Source organism: Neobacillus sp. B4I6 (assembly GCF_050434045.1).
Taxonomy (GTDB): Bacteria; Bacillota; Bacilli; order Bacillales; family Cytobacillaceae; genus Neobacillus.
In genome coordinates, this window is record NZ_JBNPWB010000002.1 from 3,667,585 (window position 1) to 3,689,096 (window position 21,512).

Sequence of the window (21,512 nt, forward strand, 5' to 3'; positions counted from 1 at the left end):
GAAATAACGTTTTTGAGAACCCCGATTTTTTCTATTTCCACTTCCACTACATCATCTTCATTTATTCATATTCCTCGTGAACCTTAAGAGCGGATTCATCTTTCCACTTTTCTACAAGTACAAAAAAATTCGGCTTCTTATTTGATTCGAATAATTCATAACTAATATTGCCCTTCTCTTCTTAAGAATGTGCCACAACTACATCAGTCATCTTTTAAAATTCAACTCGTTTGTCTAATGCGACATGTAAATAAACATGAATAATAACCACAATTATTCCTCCCACTATAAAATAATTTTTTCCCGCATTTTACTCATCCATTGATTGATTTTCAACATCCATGCACAAGCGAATATCCCTAAAGTTCTTCAGACACCAATTGGAATTGTTCAATAGCTGTTTGGTAAGATTGTCTCGCCGCCTCTTCCAAAGGTCTTTTCCGCTGGTCCTCAGAAACTATTTCGATTCCATAAGGACCGTCATATCCAGTTGCCTTTACGGCTGCTATGAATTCAGGAACCCTAAGATCACCTTGACCGCAAAGTTTCCTATTGTTGATAGTATCCTCGAATAGGGTACCGACCACTTCCAAACTTGCGTCGTCCAACTCCACTTCGGTGATCAACTGTTTTGGTATGGATCGAATGTCATCGTAGGGAATACCTCCTCTCGCAACGTGCCAGATGTCTAAACACAAACCTCCATTAGGGGCGTTGGCTCCTGAAATGATCTTTATTGCAGTGTCGATGTCACGAATATTACTCCATGGCACCAATTCCAAAGAAACACGTGAGCCGACATCACGGGCTTCTGCACATAGAGCGGAGAAGGACTCAACCATGAGGTCAATAGGCCACTCTGTACCCTCCATGTCTCCGCCAACCTTGATATTGTATACACCAATCTTTTCCGCAGCCTTTAATAGAGTATATCTTACTTTGTCAGATTGACGACGGCGTTCTCCATCCGTGAACCAATCTACAATGAATTCAACTGAGAAGTACTTAATTCCGTTATCGGAAAGGATTGACTTGACACCTTCAAACCCATACCGATTGGTTATAGTCACTAGGTCTGCATATATTATACCAATTCCGGTATACCCAACCTTGGCCGCCATTTCTACACGACTGCGAAAGTCATGAGGACTCGATTCCTCCTCCATGTTTCCCCAAACTTTTACGTTTCCTGCAAGTGTCCAGTAGTTAGCTAACAGATCAACTTGATTAACCATAGTTATTCTCCTCTCCTGGATTGAATCGTATCGTCGGGTAAATCGCACTATCAGTACCTGCTATTTACACAGTTTCGTACGACTTCAATCGCCATTATTTGCTGTACTTAATTCCGTCCATTTCTTCAGCAACCAACACCAGTTCCTAAACATCTAATTGACCTTTTCCTGTCGGGCGGACAGAAGCTAAAAACTATAAAGTAAGCGCCGTTACCGGCATGGCATCATCCATTACTAGCCAATGCTTACAGCTAAATCAAAGTCCTTTTTCATCAGTCTTACAGCAAAAGCAAGCGAAAAATGACGGTCTGCTAGAGGTTTCACCTTATTCTGAAAAATACGATACCGGTGCCATAAGAATTTTTACATCAGATCAGATTTTAAAGAATTCGAGTTCTTGTAAAACCGACGAAGTCACCTGCTCTCTCATAAGCAGGTAATTTCGCCTGGGATTATTGTGCGATTTCGGCGGATGCTATAGCTTGTTGAACCTCATCCGCTGAGCATTCAGGGATTTCAGAGACGAATTCACCGGGTTACTGGATTTGTAACCGCTATCATTTTCTTTAATTGAGATTCAACAAATTCACCATTAATAAAGGCTTGATATGTTTTTATGCTCCTTTTCAGTAACCCCTTCCTATAATCATCTTATCTATTGATCAGACGTTATGACTTAATATAAATTATACATCTCATTCATTTTGTAAATATTTTTCAAAATTTAAAGCGAAATGTTGGATGAATATCAAGGATTTCAAATATTTTATAGCTAGCTTTATTAGGACAAAATAAACATCGTTTTCCATTAATATTGATGATCTGTTGTACGTGAGGTGCCACTATTTCTTTCACTCCATTAATGACATGTGATTCGCAAACATAAAACATCAATTCTGACCCCCACTTGTTCCTGACTTTTCTATCAACTACCAATTTTCTAGCTAATCAAAGGGTAAAATTCACCTTTTTATTTCATTTCTGGTAATTAGCCCATCTAATGCCATGACCCCTTTGTCTTTTCAAAAACAATCAAAGGATCTTTTCATAAAGACTTCTTTTTGTGGAACAAAGCACATTATTTTCATTTAAAATCAAAACTAGCACACATAGTCCACATTCTCAAACATAAGTTCATATATATGAATAAAAAATATATCTATTCAGTTTTTAATAAAATTTTCTAGACATTAACAGAGGATCGTGAGAAGGAAGTACTTCTACGTTCATTCGTTTCACTTTTTCATAGGATTGATACCAATCGAATAGATTTACATATAATCCTACTGGATGACAACACTCATAATTTTCGTATAAATCAAATTGGTCTCCGGCAATAAGATATTCCTTTTGTTGAGTTCTGACTTTAATACTCTGGTGACCAGGTGTATGGCCAGGTGTAAAAATTAATTCCAATCCATCTTCTAGCCGGCAATCTCCTTCTACAAATCGCATGCGGGATTGAAAAATGTTTACCGGTGAATAAGATAGTGATGATTCATATAGGATATCATCCCTCCGCAAAGGAGCCTTTGCATACTCGTATTCGCGATGTTGGACTATAACTGGTATACCTGGCAAACTATCATTTGCAATACAATGATCCCAATGAAGATGAGTATCAATGATAGCGTTTACATCTGACGGCATAATACCAAGATTTTTTAAGCCCCTTAGAAGGTCAGTGCACCCCTCTATACTCATTTCTCGATGATGGATATTTTTGGCTCGCATCACATCATGTCCTGGTCCTGGATCGACTACATATACAGCTTTATGAGAACGAATTACCCATGCTATACAATTTAAATCAATTTTTTCCCCCGCATCCTTTAATGAAGTTAGCACCGATTTATCCACTTGTTTTAATGTGGCCACATGCAAGGGATAAATTTCAAACATTCACACACCTCCCATACTTTTCAAGAAGAGTAATCTTATCCAAAAAAGGCTCTTTTAATTTCATATATATGAACCTTAGTTCAACATTAAGCTTAATAATATAATATATTATTTTCTGATTATTATCAATAGTTTTTTAATTTTTCTGATTATTATCAATAGCATTTTGATTATGTTTGTTGCGATAAAAATATTTAAGCAATAATTTAAATAAGCACTATTTCTAGTACATTCTAGAAATAGATCTAGATGTTTAACATTATCAGTAAAATATTTTCTGATTTCCAATATTATTTCAGATAAGTCAATCATATTGAGGAACCACTACTCGTAATTGCCAAACACTCCATAATCGCATATAGTAAGCCCGTTACGGCCATGTTTTATCAATTTTATTAATCATTTATCGCCAGCATGACCCCTTCATCATTGGTTGATGTTTTAGCCCGTTTGGGATCTACAAATATCCATTGACATAACCCGAAAACGAAAACTAAACCAGAAGTTAATAGAAATGCATGATTATAACCAATTACACCATGTTCCCCCGCATTCTCGATAAATTTCCCAAAAACAACTGGTGCAATAAGACCTGCTACTGACGAAGTTCCAATATAGAATCCCTGTGCAGACCCACGAAGACTAGGATGAGTTGATTCAGAGACAATCGCTGAACCAAGAACAAATGTCATATTTATTAATGACGGAGCTAAAGTCAGTAAAATAATTACTGCAGGTGTTGATGAAACAATCGTCGAAAAATAAAAACAAACAGCTGAAATGACAAATAACGGACCAATGACATACACTCTTGCTTTCCTGCTGTCCCCTGTCCATTGCAACAACCTGTCAGATAAATAGCCTATAATAGGATGTCCCAAAGCTATTGTAATCCAAGGCAGACCCGCTATCCATTTAAGGCCACTTTCTCCAAGATGATGAACAGTTGCTAAATAAGGAGGATTCCAAACAATCATGACACTCAATGACCAATACGCTGCAAAACCGGCCAATGTAGTGAAAATAAAATTGCGTGAAAAGAGTACCGGAAATAAGGCTGACCACCGAACTTTTTCATGAGAAACCTGAGTTTTCTCTACGGGCAATCCGATATCTTCAGGGCTTTCTTTACCTAACCAAAGCCAAATAGGGATCCACAATGCACTACAAACCCCCAAGAATCCGAATGCTGTACGCCATCCGTAAGACACTATTATTTCAATTAACAATGGTGCAAAGAGGGCCGGTCCTACATAATTTCCACTTATCATAATTGCTGAAGCAAAAGCTCTTCTTTTTGGTGGAAACCATTTTGCTGTTAAATGATATGAAAGTGACGCGGAAGGCCCTTCACCCGCTCCTAGTATTGTTCGAGTCGCCATTAAGGAAGGAAGATTAAATACAAATATCGAAGCGAACTGAATGATAGTCCATAAACTTACCATCCCTGTAATAATTCTTTTTGCACCAAACCGATCGGACAAGGAAGTAACGATGATCGAGGATATTGCGAAGAACCAAAAGAAACAACTTCCAATAAGCCCCCATTGAGAGGGACTTAAATGCAATTCATTGATTATAGGAACCGCAGCGAACCCAATAATCGCCTTGTCTGCAAAGTTTAATACTCCAAGAACGAATAGTAATGCAACAATAATCCAGCCATAATTTTTTTTCATAAAGCACCACCTCGTATGATATTAGTAGAACTTCAATTTATCTGTTTTTCCAGTTGATCCGGACAACAGAAAATAGGTAAAGCGAATTTCCAGAATCGATTCTGTGTTTTACGTTCTTTTCAAAATGGTAGAGGATGTAGCCGAACCCGCACCGCAGCCCAAAGGGCGAGGAGCGGAAGTCGGAGGGGCGAAAGCCCAATAAGTGTTGTACCACCTTCCTAAGTTGTTCAAAGGCTTCCTCATCCCATCTCTTGTTTTGCCCCGTTTCACCCTCCCCTCTAGGGATGGGGAAGCCGGAGACCAACACTTTGAAGTTAGTTCGTACTTAGAGTGAATCCGTTGTTACTCTGTTTCTTTGTTATACCTTGAAATGAAAATCGATTAGGAAAACGTTCATTCTGATGTGTGTTGACACATCGTTTGAGAATAGCGTTCAAGACTAGCTACTCAGACCTGCCTGTGGGACAATGGGATAGACAAGCATTTTTCAGGAGATTTCTTTCCCTCCTTGCGGACCTTCTGGTACTGCTTTAGAAAGCCTGCTACCCGTGATCCATCACTGATGTTCTAACCGGTGGTTGCGCCTCCGTACCGCTTCATTCAAAGCAAGCTTCTCAGCTGTAGCTAATAATACATTCGGCATAGCTTCCGAGTCTTCTATTTCTACGTTTCTACCTAGCAATCCACCTGCATTGTTTGATTCGTCGAGTGCAAGTATAACTAATATAATCTTTTCATAAAGACTTCTTTTTGTGGAACAAAGCACATTATTTTCATTTAAAATCAAAACCAGCACACCTAGTCCATATTTTTAAACATAAGTTCGTATATATGAATAAAAAAAATATAACTATTCAGTTTTTAATAAACTTTTCTAGACATTAACAGAGGATCTTTTGAGAAGGAAGTACTTTTACGTTCATTCGTTTCACTTTTTCATATGATTGATACTAATCGAATAGATTTACATATAACCCTTCTGGATGACAACACTCATAATTTTCTTATAAATCAAATTGGTCTCCGGCAATAAGATATTCCTCCCACTAGAAGGTCAGTGCACCCCTCTAAACTCATTTCTCGATGATGATGTTTTTGGCTCGCATCACATCATGTCCTGGTCCTGGATCGACTACATATACAGCTTTATTAGAACGAATTACCCATGCTATACAATTTAATTCAATTTTTCCCCCACATCCTTTAATGAAGTTTGCACCGATTTATCCACTTGTTTTAATGTGGCCACATGCAAGGGATAAATTTCAAACATCCACACACCTCCCATACTTTTCAATAAGAGTAATCTTACACATAAAAGGCTCTTCTGATTTCATATATATGAACCTCAGTTCAACATTGAGCTTAATAATATAATATATTATTTTCTGATTATCATCAATAGTTTTTTGATTTTTCTGATTATTTTTAATGGTTTTTCGATTATGTTGTTGTGATGAAAATATGCAAATAATAATTTACATAACCACTAATATTCTAGAGAAAAATCCAGATGTTTAACATATAATCAATAAAATATTTTCTGATTCGAATATGATAATGATACTTATTGGATATTCTTTAAATTAATAAAGGACATCGTCATATGATATTTTGAGCCACTTTTTTCTCCGTACTAATATGCCTTCTTCTGGAGGGTTCATATAGAAGGTATTAGAAGGGATTAAAAGGTGGCTCAATCTTAACCAAGAATTTCTATAATTTCGAAATAAAAATACTAAAGCCCCTAAGATTGGACACTTTCCAAAAATTAGATTTAGAAATAAGAGGAAGGTAGTGTTCGTCCATATGAGAAACATAGTACCCCATAGTAAAAAGAGGTATGATGGGGGCTATGCTTTGTTGGTAACAGAAAAAATGGACTCTCTCCTAAATTGTAACTAATGGGTCCAAAATTACAGGGAAGAAGTAGAGGAAGAAATGGAAAAGATAAAGATGCAGTCTATTCTCTAACGAGAATCAGGAAATAAAGAAGAAATTAGATCAGGCTTTAAATCTGATTGAGAAACTCCAAGTAGAGAATAAGATTCTCAAATATCTACTAAAAAACGAATAGAGTTAGACGGTCGTATCAAAGTATCCCAAACATGGTTTGAGTATAAAGCATCCTGTTCGTCGGGTTCTTCGAAGTTGTGCAGTTGAGTCCTTCCACAAACTATTACCGTTTTCAGCATCCAGAAAAGCAACCATCTTCCCAAGGGAACTCTTAAACTCAATCCTGACAAAAGCGTACCGATCAAAAGTTTAAGAGCTACATTTAGCTGATAAAAGGGGAATATATCGTCTTTGTAAAGAAATAACATCCTTCTTCCTCAACGAGAAAAGAAAGCGAAGCACCCATCGTTTAGCCAATAACCGTGAAATCACAGAACCTTCTCAATGATGGCAAGTACGGGTATGTGCCCGAGAGGAATCGTGACTTCTACCTAGCCAGGGAAAAACTGTGACAAGACTTCCATCATTCCAACATCCAAACAAGCCCTTTTACAGCGTCTACTATTGGATTGTGACCCCGTTCTACGGACGGACAATGGTCCTCATCAGTTCAGAAACTATGACTTTTTAGAGACTTCTGGGACGAGTTCCATTGAAAATAAGCGGATCCCTGTGAAGAATATCATCTTTCTACAGTATTACAGAGCGGAAATGCTACCAAACGAGAATTCTTTATGACCTTCGAGGAAGCCTTTGAAGATGTTAATTGATTCTGTATTCTACAATTACTGTAGACTTCATGGTACTATCAAAGGCCATTCTCCAGCGATGTTTTTAAAGAAATGGATCAATAAAGAAATCCAGAACAAAAAGATTGCAGTTTAATGATAGATAAAAATGTTCAACTAATTATCCAAAATTAGCATACTAACACTGCTATTTGTTAAAATGAATGTTTTTTCCATACATCGGTGTTTCAAAATGATTGGTTATATTTATTTTCAAATCCGAGTTGTGCACTGATTTCGGCAGAAATATTCTTTAATAGTTCGATTAATACATCTTTTTTCGGGGTCACACGTGAAACTGGTGCGGATATGCAAATACCTGCTACCACTTCACCAAGGTGATTTTTTACAGGAGCAGCAATCCCCATAACTCCCTCTACACTCTCCTCATAATCAATCGCCAACTCTTCCTGTCGAATACGTTCTAATTCTCTTAAGAATGTATCGTTATCCGTAACTGTATTTTTTGTCATGGCCGGCAACCCAGTTTGTTGGATGATTTCTTTTTGTTCACTGGGATTCCTATAGGCCAGAATTATTCTCCCAATAGCATTACTGTGAATAGATAGATACGTTCCAACAGACAAATTCAATCGGAGTGATTGCCCCCCCTCTACCTTATCAATAATAAGCATCCGACCGCCTTCCAAAACTCCAAGATAGATATCCTCGCCCGTTAATTTAGATAATTTCTCCATACTCGTTCTTGCTAGTGTTTGAATGGTATGATCCGACATAATCACCGCACCTAATTTTATTAACGCTGGGCCTATTTTATATTTTTTTTCGTTTTCTAAATAAGTAACATAACGTTTTTTAAGCATTTGCTGTAAGAGTGTGTAAACGCTGCTTTTCGGTGCTTTGTCTAATTCATCCATAATCTTCATCATGGTTAAACCATTCGGATGTTTAGACAACACCTCTAATATTTCGAAAATCCGATGCATCGATCGGAATGTAGAATTTTCATTTCGTTCCATTAGTATACCTCCTTAAATTTGTTGTCCCTTTTGTATAAGTACCTATCATACACGAAAAAACTCAGTAATTAATTGAGCATTTTGCATAATTCAATTTTACGCAAAGTATTTTAGAAAATTTGATCCCTAGCAGGACGAAAAATGACCTGAAGAAGTGTTGGATCTTAAAAAACGCAGAACTTCCATTTCTGCGTTTTTTAAGGAGCAACTTCTTTCTGCTGAGTTGCTGTGGCTAACGCGGATGCAAGTAAAACAATGGCATTCAGATATTGATGAGTTTTTACTTTCTCGATGCCCCATATATGCATGTCGTCTGTGGTTAAGTGTACCTTCATTCTAGAATTGCAATCCTCAACACTTGTTCTTTCGTTGTACAGTTCCTTCCAACGTTTCGTGTCTCGATGGGGACTGCAATAACGGCGTAGATCTTCCTTCACGTCAATTTTTACGACCATCCCATAGTTGAAAGAGGAACAAGCTGTCATTCCAAGAGGACAATCCACTTTGCCTGTTGCATGGGGACAACGGAATTTCAACTGATCACTGTCTGCTCCCCAATAGGTCATAGCAAAACCCATTGAACAGCATGGCGTTCCGTTCGACGTCATTCCGGCAGGTGGCTCCTTTTCGTTCCGAAGATTCATCGGAATAATCGCTTGAGCCTTTACGTTTCGGGCTACTTCATAATTCTTTAACTGGTCGTAGCCAGCATCTAACATGAAGAATTTGACTTTCGTTCGGGCAGCCACTTGCTCGATGAGGGTGGGAGCCATATCCCCGTCATTGACATGGGCTGGTGTAACTTCAAGAGCCATAGGCAATTCACTTTTGGTATCCACGGCAAGGTGGAGCTTGTAGCCGAACCATTTGACTTTGTTCCCAAAGGAATCGAATTTTGCCCCCCCCAATTGGCGTTACCAGTTAGTTCACTACGACTCTTGGGCTGCTTCTTTTCATAAGCGTGGATAGCTGCACTATGGATGGCAACATGGCTTCCATCTATGATTCCTTCCCGCTGACAGCAGCCACCAGATCTCCGAATAGTTGCTTGGCTAAACCCTTCTTCGTGATCTCAGCAAAGACGCGACTAAGCGTGGACACAGAAGGAGCGGGTCGATCCAATCGTAGTCCGCACTGATAGCGAAAGCGAAGATCGACATCCAGACGATGATGCAACCCGCTAAACGTATTAATATTTTCAAGTGTGGCAGCCAACAAAGCGCGAAGAATACCTTGTCGACAGTGGCCATCTGCTCCACGGGGTGAAGTCCCTTTTTATGCTCCAAAACTCCTTGTGGCTCTAAGATCTATAAATCTGCAAAATGCTCAATTAAAAGCTTTATTATTTATGTTGATTTTTAAACTAAAAACTTATTTAAAATTTAGGTAATAATTCAATCGCATCGGCCAAATCCTGATAAGAATCCTTTAAATACCGAGAAGTCGTCGCAATGTTACTGTGCCCTGCCAGTCTTCGGACCTTCTCGATATCATTCCCCGTCGCTTTCAGCATCCACTTGCAGAACGTATGCCGAAATTGATGAGGGGTTAGTTTCCGTTTAGGGGTACTATAAGTTTCGATCATCGTTTGAATCCCCCGGATCGAAAACTGTGGGGACCGCTGGCTATAGAAAACATAAGGAGAATCCGCAACATATTCTTTTTTATTGGCCATTTCAGAGCGGAACTTCAACCAATCGTGTAATTCTTGGAGGAGAGTATTTGAAATGGGAATGGTACGTACCTTGTTCCCCTTCCACACTACACGAATGCGTTTCATCTCGAGATCAAGGTCAGTCAATTTCAAATTGGACAATTCCTCCACTCGGAGCCCAGCATAAGTCAAAAGATATACCACCGCCCGATCCCGGCGATACTTCTCCTTTGGATCGACCCCTCGGCTATTCACAGGTGTCTTTCGCATACGAATCAGCAGATCCTCAAATTCCTCTTCGGTTAGCCATATAATGTTTTCATGATCTTCATCAGCAGCTTTCAGATCCTCGATTCCGTCCATCGGATTATAATGAAATTCTTTGTTCCGTCGGCCCCAACTGTAAAAACTGCGTAAGGCGTTGAGGCGGCGGTTGATTGTAGAGACAGCAAGCGGTTTACCCTCTGATGGTCTCATCGTCTGAGCCACCCACTTCCGGATATCCGTTTCCGTCACATAATCCTCCGGATGAATTCCGGTAGCATCAAAAAATTGATGAAGGTCGTTCATGTAGGAAATAACAGTATGGCGTGACTTCCCTTTCTTGTTAAGATAGGTTAAATAGTCGATCAAGATCATGAAACGCACCTCTCACTTATATGCTGAGTATAAGTAGCTAAAAATGATATAAAAACAGGTAGGGTTTTTGTATTATATGACGAGTATAACATAGGTTTTCTAGTTTGTAATATGTATAATGTATATTATATGCTTAGTTTAACGAGTAAGGTCTGAAGTGATTTATATAGAAGAGCAACCAGGAGTTTTAACCCTAATATATTGTCCAGATTCCGAAAAATTTCTGGTCGAGGTAAAAACAACAACTGGCATCCTACTAAAGAAGCTCTTCGATACCGTATAAAAGAAAAAAAGCCTTTCATTGTAGAAGGGCTTTTGCTTTTACCACTAAACGAAAAGGCACTTACTTACTGTTACATCTATTATTTATCTTTCTATACAAGTAGTGGTCGCAGACAGAGTTATGATAGTATTCATTCAATATAAATCATCTATTAACTTTGTTTAATTTATTAATGTTTTCAAGGAGTACTCCTTGTCCGAATTCTCCTCTTCTATCTAATATTGGGTCAATTACTCCTCTGATACCTCTCCTATCATATTTCCTCATAAGACTGTCAAATTCTTCATCCGTTGAAAGAATATTTAATTCATACTCCTTTAAGTCAAGCACAGCCTTCTCCCAATTATTAATGAAATTCTTTAGAGTCATTGGGTCACTTACAAATACTAAATGTTCATTTATAGTAAGTAATTCCTCAGTTACTAAAAGAGTAATAGTTAGCAAAGGAGCATAATAATTTTTATTTGTACTATATTGTATCCCGATATGATTATTTTATTTTTCAACGTCCGCTGAAATACATTCTAAAATATCTTCATTATCATTTTTGTAATTTATTAAATATGAGTATTGTCCATAAGTATAATTTATTAAAGTATAATCATAAGGGTCTGTAACCTTGTTTTTCTCAAATTTTTCATTAAAAAGTTTTGCTGTTTTTTTCGCTTCACTTTTGTTAAATCTATCAACCTTACCTCTATCCAATATATATCTAAAATCCCCATTCGATAAATTTATCTTTATACAATTATTAAAATGATTATTAATTCCCCCATATGGGTTCCAAATCATAGTGACTAGCGATGGCATTTTGGAACTTTTTAAATTATTTAACATTGCTTGAGAGTCCTTAATACTACTACTTATCCACAAATTATAAACAAACTTTTTCAAATAATCGTACTTCTAAATAAATCACTTGTGATCAAACCCATAACTCTATCAATTGGTCTTAAACAATCTAGATGAACTACGCCAAGAATTGAGTGTTCATATAAATTGCTATAAATAGGTTCAAATAGGACATTTCCCTCTTCGTGGGATAATTTGTGAATCAGTGGAGAATTCGAAAACTGCTCCGCAAATAAAAAATACTCTTTATTGGTTAGAATAAAATCAGCAAAATTCCTTAATGCCGTCTCGAATCCCGTTTTTAATGGAATTGTTTCATCAAAACCTTTAAATATTCGTTGACTCATCTTCTTTTTAAAGGTCAAGTACAGTTTATTAAGCATATCCTCCATATTTTCAAAATAAACGTAAATGGTTGATGACGAAACATTGGCTTTCTTGGCGATCTTTGACATTGATGTTTCAGCTAAACCAATCTCATTTATAAGATCTATTGCTGCTTGAAATATACTTTCATTTTTATCTTCATCTTTATGTCTCATGAAAAAAATAATAAACGACCATTTGATTAATGTGAAGTAAGCGAGTATATAAGTTAGAAACTGACAAAAGATAACTTAAAGGTAAATTAATTTAATCATAGTGATTTTTAGAATGAAATATAGGCACTAAGAAAATAATAAACGACTGTTAGATTAAAATTAAATTATGAATGATATTCTATTTCCCTCAAAAACTAAATTATTATTGCTTTTCTTGGGGTGGTTTTATTTGTTTAGAAAACAAAATCATAAGAATAAACTAATAAAAAATATAGATGGATTTTTGATACAAGCATCAAAATCTAGTGATTTCAAAACACTTCATTTAGATAAACCTAATATTGAATTATTCTTCTTCAGCACATTAATCGATGAAGAAACACTTAATCATTTTCTATTACTACCACTACAAGAGCATTCACCTTTTGAGAACCTAAATGATGTAATTAAGCATATACCAATTAGTGAAATTCACCTATGTTCAGAAAACCCTGAACAAGCGGGAGAAAAGATTCGCAAAGGTCACATTTTAATTCGGTTAAAAAGTGATAAAACAAATTTTGCTCTTGTTAATGTAAAGAACAGCAAACGTGGGCTTAGAGAAAACAACGATACAGAGAATGAATTTAGTGTTGTGGGACCAAAACTTGGCTTCATTGAAGATATCGAAACGAATATGAAATTATTAAGACACCAATTTTCAGGCTCAAAATTAATATTTGAAGAGTTGACAATTGGTTCCATGACTACCACACGGGTTGTTATTGGATATATAGAAGATATAACAAACTCAGAACATGTAAATACTGTTAGGCAAAGACTACGTGACCTGGATCTTGATTTTGTCGAAACTGCCCTGATAGAACAAACGATCACAGATCATACGAATACCCCTTTTCCTTTATTCTTATCCACAGAAAGAGTAGATAGGGTGGCGTATACCTTACTTTTAGGACAAGTGATTATTATCTGTGATGGCTCTCCCTATGTCATTACAGGTCCCTCCACTATTTTTGATTTCTTTATCTCTCCAGAGGATTACTACTTACCTTGGATTGTGGGGTCTTTTTTTCGAATCATCCGTTTTTTTGGAGTGTTTTTTTCGATCTTTGCTACACCTTTATATGTCGCCGTTCTCACACATCATTACGTTATTATTCCAAAGGATCTTCTCGGTCCAATCATTGAGTCTCGAGCAAATGTACCATTTCCTCCCTTTTTAGAGGTGATATTTCTAGAAATAACAATTGAATTACTACGTGAGGCTGGGGCCAGATTACCTACTAAGGTAGGTCAAACGTTAGGGATTGTTGGTGGGATCGTTATAGGACAAGCTTCAGTAGAAGCAGCATTGTCAAGCAATATCCTTCTGATTATTGTTGCACTTTCAGCTTTAGCCTCTTTTACCACGCCCATTTTTAAAATGGCAAATACGATTAGGCTACTAAGATTTCCATTGGTATTATTAGCAGCCGGGTGGGGCGGATTCGGAATAATTGCTGGTTTTACATTGATGCTGGGTCATTTAATGCGATTAAAATCATTTGGCACACCATACTTAGCTCCAATATACCCTTTTAGAATTACTGACTTCAGGGATAGCCTTATTAGATCTCCATTTCGATATACAACTACAAGACCTAGTTTCTTACGCCCCAAAAAGAAAAGTAGGTATCAGGTTAACGAGGGTAAGGATGAATTTGACGATGAATAAAACTAATTTTTGTGTGTGCTTTCTGATTATACTTTTGTTATTCCCATCAACAGGATGTACACGCGACAAGGTTATAGATGAAATTATAGTTATAGATAGTATGGGATTTGATTTAGAAGACGGAAAAATTCTTGGAAGCGCAACTTATCCAAGTTTTGATATACCAGGCCATAAGGGACCAGATGTTGTTCATGGTATTGCTAGTACTAATACCGGTATATTAACTTCTTTTAACAGCCAAGCCGCTTCTCCTATAGAGGTTGGTCAAACAAGGATAATTGTAATAAATGAACGATTAGCTCAAAAAGGAATCGGAGATTTAATTACTACCCTTAAGAGAGACCCTATCATTGGAAGTAATACTTATTTGGTCATATCAAAAGATAAGGCTGATCAGATTTTGTCTGTATCAGTTGATAAATCCCCATTTTATCTATCTAATCTAATAAAGCAGAATGAGGAAAACAACAATACACCTCCAACAAACCTCCATTCAGTTTTTTATCAGTATTACGGAACCGGACAAGATGTCTATATACCTTTTATTAAGATAAACAAGGATAAGATAGTTGAATTGGATGGATTAGCTATTTTTAAACAGGATAAAATGAAAATGAAAGTTAGCCAAAAGGACTCGATATTCTTCAAATTATTAAAAAGTAAAAAGAAAAATGGGAATTTTGAGTTCCCCTATTCAGCTAGCGGTGAAAAAAGGATGTTAGATATTCGAACGGTGAATGGTAAATCAAAATTCACAATAAGTGATCAAACATCCAAACAACTAAAAGTTAATGTTACATTAAGACTGAGTTGCTTAATTAAAGATGCACCTGAAGATATTAACCTGGACCCCAAAAGAATGAAATCTATTCAGAACCAAATAGAAAAAAGGGTTTCCAAAAAAACGAAAGATTTAATTATCAGCTTACAGTCCAAAAATACAGACCCCTTTGGTTTTGGAGACTTATTTAGAGGAAGAGATCGAAATTGGAACGAGAAAGAATTTTATAGGATTTATCCCGACATTAAATTCAAAGTTAACGCACATGTTAATTTACTACAATCGGGGGTAGGAAAGTGAATGTCACGAAGATAGATGAAAAATATTTAGTATCAACCTTTTATGTTTTTTTCCTTATCCATGCTTCTCAAACTGGTATTGGTATGTTGAACTTTCAAAGGGTTGTCGCCCAATATACGGAACAAGACGCATGGATATCTGTTATTATTATGGGTTTAAGCACACATCTTATTGTATGGATGATTTATAAGATGTTGTTACCCTCCTATGATATTTTAGCTATTCATGACCTATGTTTGGGTAGAATTCTTGGTAAAGTAATTTCAACTGGTCTCGTATTGTATTTTCTTCTATTGTCTGTTGTGGTATTTAGAACCTATATAGAAATTATCCAACTTTGGATATTTCCATGGATAAGTACTTGGGAGCTGGGCTTATTTATTGGGTTTATTATTTATTACTTTGTGTCTGGAGGATTTCGTATATTAACCGGGTTAGCGTTTTTTGGTGTAGTACTGCCAAGTATTTTATTTTTCACTCTTTATTTTCCACTCAGGTATGCACACCTAGATAACCTAATACCAATACTTAATCATTCTTTTATAGATATATTAAAGTCTTCAAAATCAGCAAGCCTAGTATTTGTTGGTTTTGAAACTTTGGTGGTCTATCTTCCTTATATTAAGAATCCCGAAAAATCAAAAAAGTGGGCTCATATCGCTCTTTTATATACAACGTTTTTATATGTAGTAATCACACTCGTTACATTAGTGTACTATAGCCAGGGACAGTTACAGGAGACACTTTGGCCAACAATTTCGATGACAAAAATCATTGAATTACCATTTATAGAAAGGTTTGAGTATATCTTCATTTTCACTTGGTTTTTAGTGATCCTCCCTACTGTTTGCATTCCGATTTGGTCATGTACACGATTATTAAAGAAAATGTATAAAATGAGACCTAAACTATCTTTACCCTGTCTTATGATATTCATATACATTGTCTCGATCTGTATTGAGAATAGTGCAATGGTAGATACCTTAGGGAATCTAACAAACGAAATAAGTTTTTACTTTGTTTTCCTATACATACCGGCCCTTTTTTTCTTGTTTTCCATAAGAAGAAGACTTACTAACAGATAATTACTACAATACGCTATAAACTTTAAGAAATATCAAAATAAAATTCCTCGATGCATAATTTTCAAGGTGTACTCATATCGTTGAAGTATTTAAATATACTTGATCTCCTAGCATCGGGGTGTTTGATTTGGATAAAAAAAAGTACTCTTGTTTGGGGACTTTGGAATTGATGATATAATAGCATTGTTATTTTTACTGTTCAGTAAAGAAGTTGAGATTATTGGAATCGTAGCGGATTATGGGAATGTAGAAAGAAGTAAAGTTTTGAGGAACTTAAATTATATCAAGTATTTGGGGAATCTTAATATTCCAATATTCGCTGGAGCAGAAACTGCATTAACTGGAATAGAACCAATCTATTACCCTGAAGTTCATGGCCCGGGTTTAGGGTCTATCATTCCACAGATTCCAGAAGGAATTGATATGCCTATCTATGAAATTGAGGACCTAAAGCCTTATATCCGGAACTTAAATTATGATATTACGATTGTAACTTTAGGAAGACTTTCATCTTTAGCTGCCCTTTCAATTATTCACTTACAGACACTCCAACGGTTTCCAGAAATTATTGTAATGGGAGGCGTCTTTTTTAAACCTGGAAACGTTACAGCACTTGCCGAAGCGAATTTTTATAGTGATCCTTATGCTGCGAATTTAGTTGTATAATACGCAAAGAACTTAACTATCATTCCTCTAAACGTTACCCAAAGCGCGCTTATAACACCTAATATGGTTAATGAAAAATAAATGAGTTCCATATAAATACTAGAGATCCTCTAGGATTATTGGTAAAACCTTTACTTGATTATTATTATAACTTTTATTCGCAGAACTATCCCGGAATTCAAGGAAGTCCAATTCATGATGCCCTTACCATTTATTATTTATTAAACCCTCTTGCATTTCAATTAACGACTTATCCGATTAAGATAATTGTTGATCGTGGGTATGGCTTTGGGCAGAGCTTTGCAGATTTCAGACCAAATCCAGGATCTGAGTTTCGAAGGCATCAAATAGCTTTTAAATATAACTATAAGCTTTACAAAACTCATTTTCTTAATACTTTTAAACGGTTGAGGGATCACCTTTAAGAATAAAAAAGTTGTTCCTCCTTCTTGAAAAATTGCACCCGTTTGTGGAATAACTCATTACAGAAATGTTGCTCAATTGCTAATACATCTCTTATTAATAAATGGTGTTTGTGTAACTGTGAGCGTCAAGTAGAAATGAACAATTTTGCTGATTATTTTTGAACACTTTCTTCATTAAAGATCCTTTGTCTGTTTCTCATTCTGTGGCTATCTTCATTGAAGCTCACAATCTCTGCACGATGAATCAGACGGTCTAATATGGCTGTAGCTACACCCACATCCCCAAGCAATTCTGTCCACTCCTTCGGAGATCGGTTGGACGTAAGGATGATTGATGAATGGTTATATAAATCATTGACTAGCTGAAAGAAAAGGTTGGCTTCTCTTGGGTCCATAGCTGCGTACATTAAGTCGTCAATGATGACTAGATGAGAGTCCTTAATTCTTTTTATCCTAGTTTGTGATTTCCTCGTGATGTCCAGAGTTTTTAACGTGTGGACCAATTCTCCCATTGATATAAATGAAACCTTATAGCCCTTTTGTATAGCTTCAAGTCCTAGTCCAACTGCCAAGTGGGTCTTACCGACTCCTGGAGGCCCCAATAGGATTAGGTTAAAGAGCTGCTCCACCCATGCCAATTCCTTTAATTGATTAAATTCCTTTTGGCTCTTCGATTCCTGTTCCTCTAAATTAAAATCATCCAAAGGGGCTATACATGGAAAAGAGGCAAGTTTAAGCCTTTTTTCCATGTTCTTTTCATCTCTTTTGTTTCGTTCGTACTCTACCAGATTATTTAAGAAAGAAAGGTAGCTAACTTGATCTTTCTCAGCTTTGGCCAGAATAGCGGGAAGCTCTTTTGAAGCTTCCGAGAGTCGGAGAGATACGAGGGCATCCTGAAGTTTCTGGATCTGTCTCATTTAACTCCCTCCATGATTGCGACATATTGATCAAATGGACGCTGCTTAGCTTCTTCGTTAAGTAACGGCAATTCCTCTATATCGGCAGATGTTGGTTTAGTTTCAGCGATAGCGTTTAGACTGTTCAAGTTAACTTGGCGCTGGCGTTTCAATAACTGGACCACATCCTGAAAATCGTTAGCGCTAAAAAGTTGTCTTTCCATACATAACGCAAGTGAATCATCAAGTACTTCGACAGAACTTACATCAATACACTTTTTTATGATACTCAACTGATCACGGAGATATCTTGGATATCTTTTTCGTAACTCCTGAAAATACATCTGGGCCATCTCACCGTTTGTAAAGTGGCTACCCACAGCCTCCATTAATTCATTAAGTCCTCTAGAGCGGTCACGCTGATGGGATGTATTACGAATCAGTTGACCTTTATCGGGGCTGATTGAATGACTTGCCAATACTTCTCCTGTCTCTTTGACATAAATGATTAGTTTATTTTCTTTATTTCTCATTATCTGAACTTCTGGGTGTTTCTGATAGGTGCCGAGAGGCACCGTATAACGGTTCGAAAGGAATAATACCGTGTTGTCCTTCCGTACACTTCTTGTTATACTATTATTACTATTATGATTTAATAGGCTGACCTGCCTCATGTGTTGCTTTTCCAGGAGAAACACATCGGCGGGTCTTCTTTTTGTCCCATTGTGGATTTTACCGTTTCCTGTTCTGCCCAGCCAGTGCTGGCACTGCTCATTCCAGGAATCAATATTGTTAAAAACTCTATGTAGTACAAAGTTTTTCTTGATGAACCCCACGGCGTTCTCGACCCTTCCTTTGCTTTCAGGATCTGCCTTCCGGCATAAAACCACCTTAAACTTTACTTCGTTGACAAACTGCTGAAATTCCTCAGTCAGTAGGAGATCGCCTTCATTTTCGGAGACCACCAACAAACGATCCTGATCATATAGAATTTCCTTAGAGACTCCACCAAAAGCAACAAACGCTTTTTTATGGGCTTCAACTACATCCTTGGTAGTAAAGGGACGATTTTGAAACCAAACATATTTGTATCTCGAGTGAGCAAGCACAAATACGATAAACATGAGTTTGACCGGCTTTCCAACTTTATTTCTTACGGTGACAAATCCAAAGTCAGCCTGTATTTGTTCACCCATTGGAGGATCAGGTATTGCCTCATAGTTTCGTTTCTGAGCCTCTTTAGGGATAGAAAACTCCTCTCGAAGTTCCTTCACATAATTCCGTACGGTACTTTCACCAACTTTGAAGGTGGGGAATTTATCTTTCAGCCAATCATTTACCTGTGCTGCGGAAATGTCCGGGTATTCCCTTAGCCATTTCAAGATCAATTCTTTATGTATATCTAATTTCTTCGTTCTGATCATAGTTGATGCCGTCCATTCTGCCATTTCATCTGGTGACTTCTTAAGGTACTTATATACTGTATTTCTTGATAGCTCTAACTTTCTCGCGATAGCTGAAACGCTGTAGCGCTGATTAACCAGTCCTCTAATCTGTATGTACATTTCAAACTTATCCACCTTCCAAATCCTCCTGCCTTTATCTTAGAACCTAAAAATCTATGATAAAGGCAATAGGTATTCTAGTAAATAAGTGTTCATATTTATTTGGCGTAAACTGTTCACTTTATTCTAGCAGTCACAGTAACAAGAGACTCTTAATCTTTTTACTTGGCCTTTATTTGCTTCAAAAGATAATATACCTCCTGATTTTTTCCTTAAACTTCTCTTCCTTCAATAAAAAAGTACACTTCTCCTTCTTGAAGAAATGCACCCGTTTGTTGAATAAAAAAGAGCGCACCTTTCGGTAAGCTCAGATGAAAATTAAAATTATTCCAATTTAATTTCATTGGAAATAGGGGTTATCGACCTTCTGAAAAACTATAATTTTCGGTGTTTTTTTATAATCTCACAATCACTTCGGTGCCGTCTTGGGCTTTCACATTAACTAACTCTAGACCTTTGTGCTTTTTCAGTTCTTTAATAATACGTTTGAGTTCTGTTTTATCTACGGAAGGAATGGTCAAGGATATGTTTTTCATATCTAGATGAGGTTTGGACCATTTGTTTTGCAATATCAACACCAACAATAAGATGTGTATCGGAAATTCTTTCTATTAGTTGATTTTGTTTGTCTTGCATTTTAAAATTCATAGTAGGGCTTCCTCCTTAAGACTCTGAGTTAGATTGGACTCTATACTCGTATCTTACTGAGGGGCTCTATTTTTTTCAAACCTGATATTTAACGATCTACAGGAATGCTAACCTGCTCCGTTAGTGCAATAAGAAAAAGTGATAGCCCGCAGCCATCCCAATCTTTAACTATTGCACCCTATAGTTTAAGTACATTATTTCACAATCTTTTTTCTTTTATAATAAAAAAATGGTTGCCACAGGAACCATTAACGATTCAGATAACGCTAAAAAATATAGTAAATAATCTATGGTTCCAATCTCCGAAAAAATTACCTACACTGCCTGTTCTTTACTCCTATAAAAATCATCTCAATTAACAACACCTGAACCGTAGGGATATTGGTGATCAGACCGATTACCTACCAATTATTCTTTTTGATATTAGGAAGATCTCCCACTATAATTGGGTTTAGAAGCAACTTTTATTAAAATAAAACGAATAATAAATCCAATTCCTAACCCAGGAATCAAAGACAACATCGGAAGCCAAATAGGACCAAATGATATACCAAAAATTATATTAGGTGAGTACATAAGACCTATTGTGACAAAATAGGCTGCAAAAGCAAATGGGACAAACGATAACCGAGGATTTTCCCCTTCCGCAAATTTATAGGCATCATACATTGCAAACATATAAACACAGGGATAAAACATAAGCCATTGGTGATCAACCACTCTGGCAGCCTCATTTATCTTCCCAAGAAAACTAAACATGATAGCTTGGTTAAATAAACTGTTTACATTAATGGTGAATTCTAAAATGATAAACATAATTCCTTTTATAAGATGACCATTCAATAGTTGACCAAAACCGGGGAAGGCAACACTCCAGAGAATTGCTTCTAACTTATATGTTTTATTCATAATATCAACCTTT

17 protein-coding genes and 2 pseudogenes are annotated in these 21,512 nt (G+C 36.6%); 4 read left to right on the forward strand and 15 right to left on the reverse strand.

Annotated features, from left to right (window positions below):
• Positions 1–61 precede the first annotated feature (61 nt).
• The 11 genes and pseudogenes from QF028_RS20290 to QF028_RS20340 all read right to left on the reverse strand — a co-directional run bounded on the left by QF028_RS20290 (position 62) and on the right by QF028_RS20340 (position 12,510).
• Positions 62–166: an antibiotic biosynthesis monooxygenase gene (locus QF028_RS20290; protein ID WP_429472434.1), complete on the reverse strand. Its 105-nt coding sequence runs from the start codon at positions 164–166 to the stop codon at positions 62–64.
• Between the two features lie 193 nt (positions 167–359).
• Complete coding sequence (locus QF028_RS20295; protein WP_429468191.1) at positions 360–1,235, reverse strand: sugar phosphate isomerase/epimerase family protein; 876 nt, start codon at positions 1,233–1,235, stop codon at positions 360–362.
• A 1,170-nt stretch (positions 1,236–2,405) separates the two neighbouring features.
• Positions 2,406–3,137: an N-acyl homoserine lactonase family protein gene (locus QF028_RS20300; RefSeq protein ID WP_429468194.1), complete on the reverse strand. Its 732-nt coding sequence runs from the start codon at positions 3,135–3,137 to the stop codon at positions 2,406–2,408.
• A 395-nt stretch (positions 3,138–3,532) separates the two neighbouring features.
• On the reverse strand, positions 3,533–4,816 hold the full coding sequence (locus tag QF028_RS20305; protein WP_429468197.1) for an MFS transporter: 1,284 nt from the start codon (positions 4,814–4,816) through the stop codon (positions 3,533–3,535).
• Positions 4,817–5,372: 556 nt separating this feature from the next.
• Complete coding sequence (locus QF028_RS20310) at positions 5,373–5,612, reverse strand: hypothetical protein (protein ID WP_429468200.1); 240 nt, start codon at positions 5,610–5,612, stop codon at positions 5,373–5,375.
• A gap of 2,136 nt (positions 5,613–7,748) precedes the next feature.
• Complete coding sequence (locus QF028_RS20315; protein WP_429468203.1) at positions 7,749–8,540, reverse strand: IclR family transcriptional regulator; 792 nt, start codon at positions 8,538–8,540, stop codon at positions 7,749–7,751.
• Positions 8,541–8,737: 197 nt separating this feature from the next.
• Positions 8,738–9,815, reverse strand: a pseudogene (locus QF028_RS20320) (transposase); the annotation flags it as partial.
• Positions 9,816–9,915: 100 nt separating this feature from the next.
• Positions 9,916–10,833, reverse strand: a complete 918-nt coding sequence (locus QF028_RS20325) for a tyrosine-type recombinase/integrase (protein WP_429468206.1) — start codon at positions 10,831–10,833, stop codon at positions 9,916–9,918.
• Between the two features lie 427 nt (positions 10,834–11,260).
• Positions 11,261–11,446, reverse strand: a complete 186-nt coding sequence (locus QF028_RS20330) for a hypothetical protein (RefSeq protein ID WP_429468208.1) — start codon at positions 11,444–11,446, stop codon at positions 11,261–11,263.
• A gap of 165 nt (positions 11,447–11,611) precedes the next feature.
• Positions 11,612–12,010 carry a hypothetical protein gene (locus tag QF028_RS20335; RefSeq protein ID WP_429468210.1) on the reverse strand — a complete coding sequence of 133 codons (399 nt, stop codon included), beginning with the start codon at positions 12,008–12,010 and terminating at the stop codon, positions 11,612–11,614.
• The gene (locus QF028_RS20340; RefSeq protein WP_429468212.1) at positions 12,007–12,510 is read right to left on the reverse strand and encodes a TetR/AcrR family transcriptional regulator; all 504 of its coding nucleotides are present in this window, start codon (positions 12,508–12,510) and stop codon (positions 12,007–12,009) included. The genes QF028_RS20335 and QF028_RS20340 overlap by 4 nt, the downstream gene beginning before the upstream one ends.
• A gap of 166 nt (positions 12,511–12,676) precedes the next feature.
• On the opposite strand from QF028_RS20340, the gene QF028_RS20345 reads away from it, so the two are divergent.
• From QF028_RS20345 to QF028_RS20360, 4 genes and pseudogenes are all read left to right on the forward strand, one after another.
• The gene (locus tag QF028_RS20345) at positions 12,677–14,224 is read left to right on the forward strand and encodes a spore germination protein (RefSeq protein ID WP_429468214.1); all 1,548 of its coding nucleotides are present in this window, start codon (positions 12,677–12,679) and stop codon (positions 14,222–14,224) included.
• The gene (locus tag QF028_RS20350; protein ID WP_429468217.1) at positions 14,217–15,305 is read left to right on the forward strand and encodes a Ger(x)C family spore germination protein; all 1,089 of its coding nucleotides are present in this window, start codon (positions 14,217–14,219) and stop codon (positions 15,303–15,305) included. The genes QF028_RS20345 and QF028_RS20350 overlap by 8 nt, the downstream gene beginning before the upstream one ends.
• Complete coding sequence (locus tag QF028_RS20355; RefSeq protein ID WP_429468220.1) at positions 15,302–16,390, forward strand: GerAB/ArcD/ProY family transporter; 1,089 nt, start codon at positions 15,302–15,304, stop codon at positions 16,388–16,390. The genes QF028_RS20350 and QF028_RS20355 overlap by 4 nt, the downstream gene beginning before the upstream one ends.
• 147 nt (positions 16,391–16,537) lie before the next feature.
• Positions 16,538–17,481: pseudogene (locus QF028_RS20360) on the forward strand (nucleoside hydrolase).
• A 152-nt stretch (positions 17,482–17,633) separates the two neighbouring features.
• Here the strand turns inward: QF028_RS20360 and istB are convergent.
• The 4 genes from istB to QF028_RS20380 form a co-directional block, all read right to left on the reverse strand.
• Entirely contained in the window at positions 17,634–18,398 is a 765-nt protein-coding gene (istB, locus tag QF028_RS20365) for an IS21-like element helper ATPase IstB (protein ID WP_429468222.1), read from the reverse strand.
• Positions 18,395–19,957, reverse strand: a complete 1,563-nt coding sequence (gene istA, locus QF028_RS20370; RefSeq protein WP_429465749.1) for an IS21 family transposase — start codon at positions 19,955–19,957, stop codon at positions 18,395–18,397. Before istA ends, istB begins: the two co-directional genes overlap by 4 nt.
• Positions 19,958–20,440: 483 nt before the next feature.
• Positions 20,441–20,590 carry a hypothetical protein gene (locus tag QF028_RS20375; protein WP_429472658.1) on the reverse strand — a complete coding sequence of 50 codons (150 nt, stop codon included), beginning with the start codon at positions 20,588–20,590 and terminating at the stop codon, positions 20,441–20,443.
• Between the two features lie 423 nt (positions 20,591–21,013).
• A complete protein-coding gene (locus QF028_RS20380) occupies positions 21,014–21,499 on the reverse strand; it encodes a hypothetical protein (RefSeq protein ID WP_429468224.1) in 486 nt (161 codons plus the stop codon).
• Between the last annotated feature and the right edge of the window lie 13 nt (positions 21,500–21,512).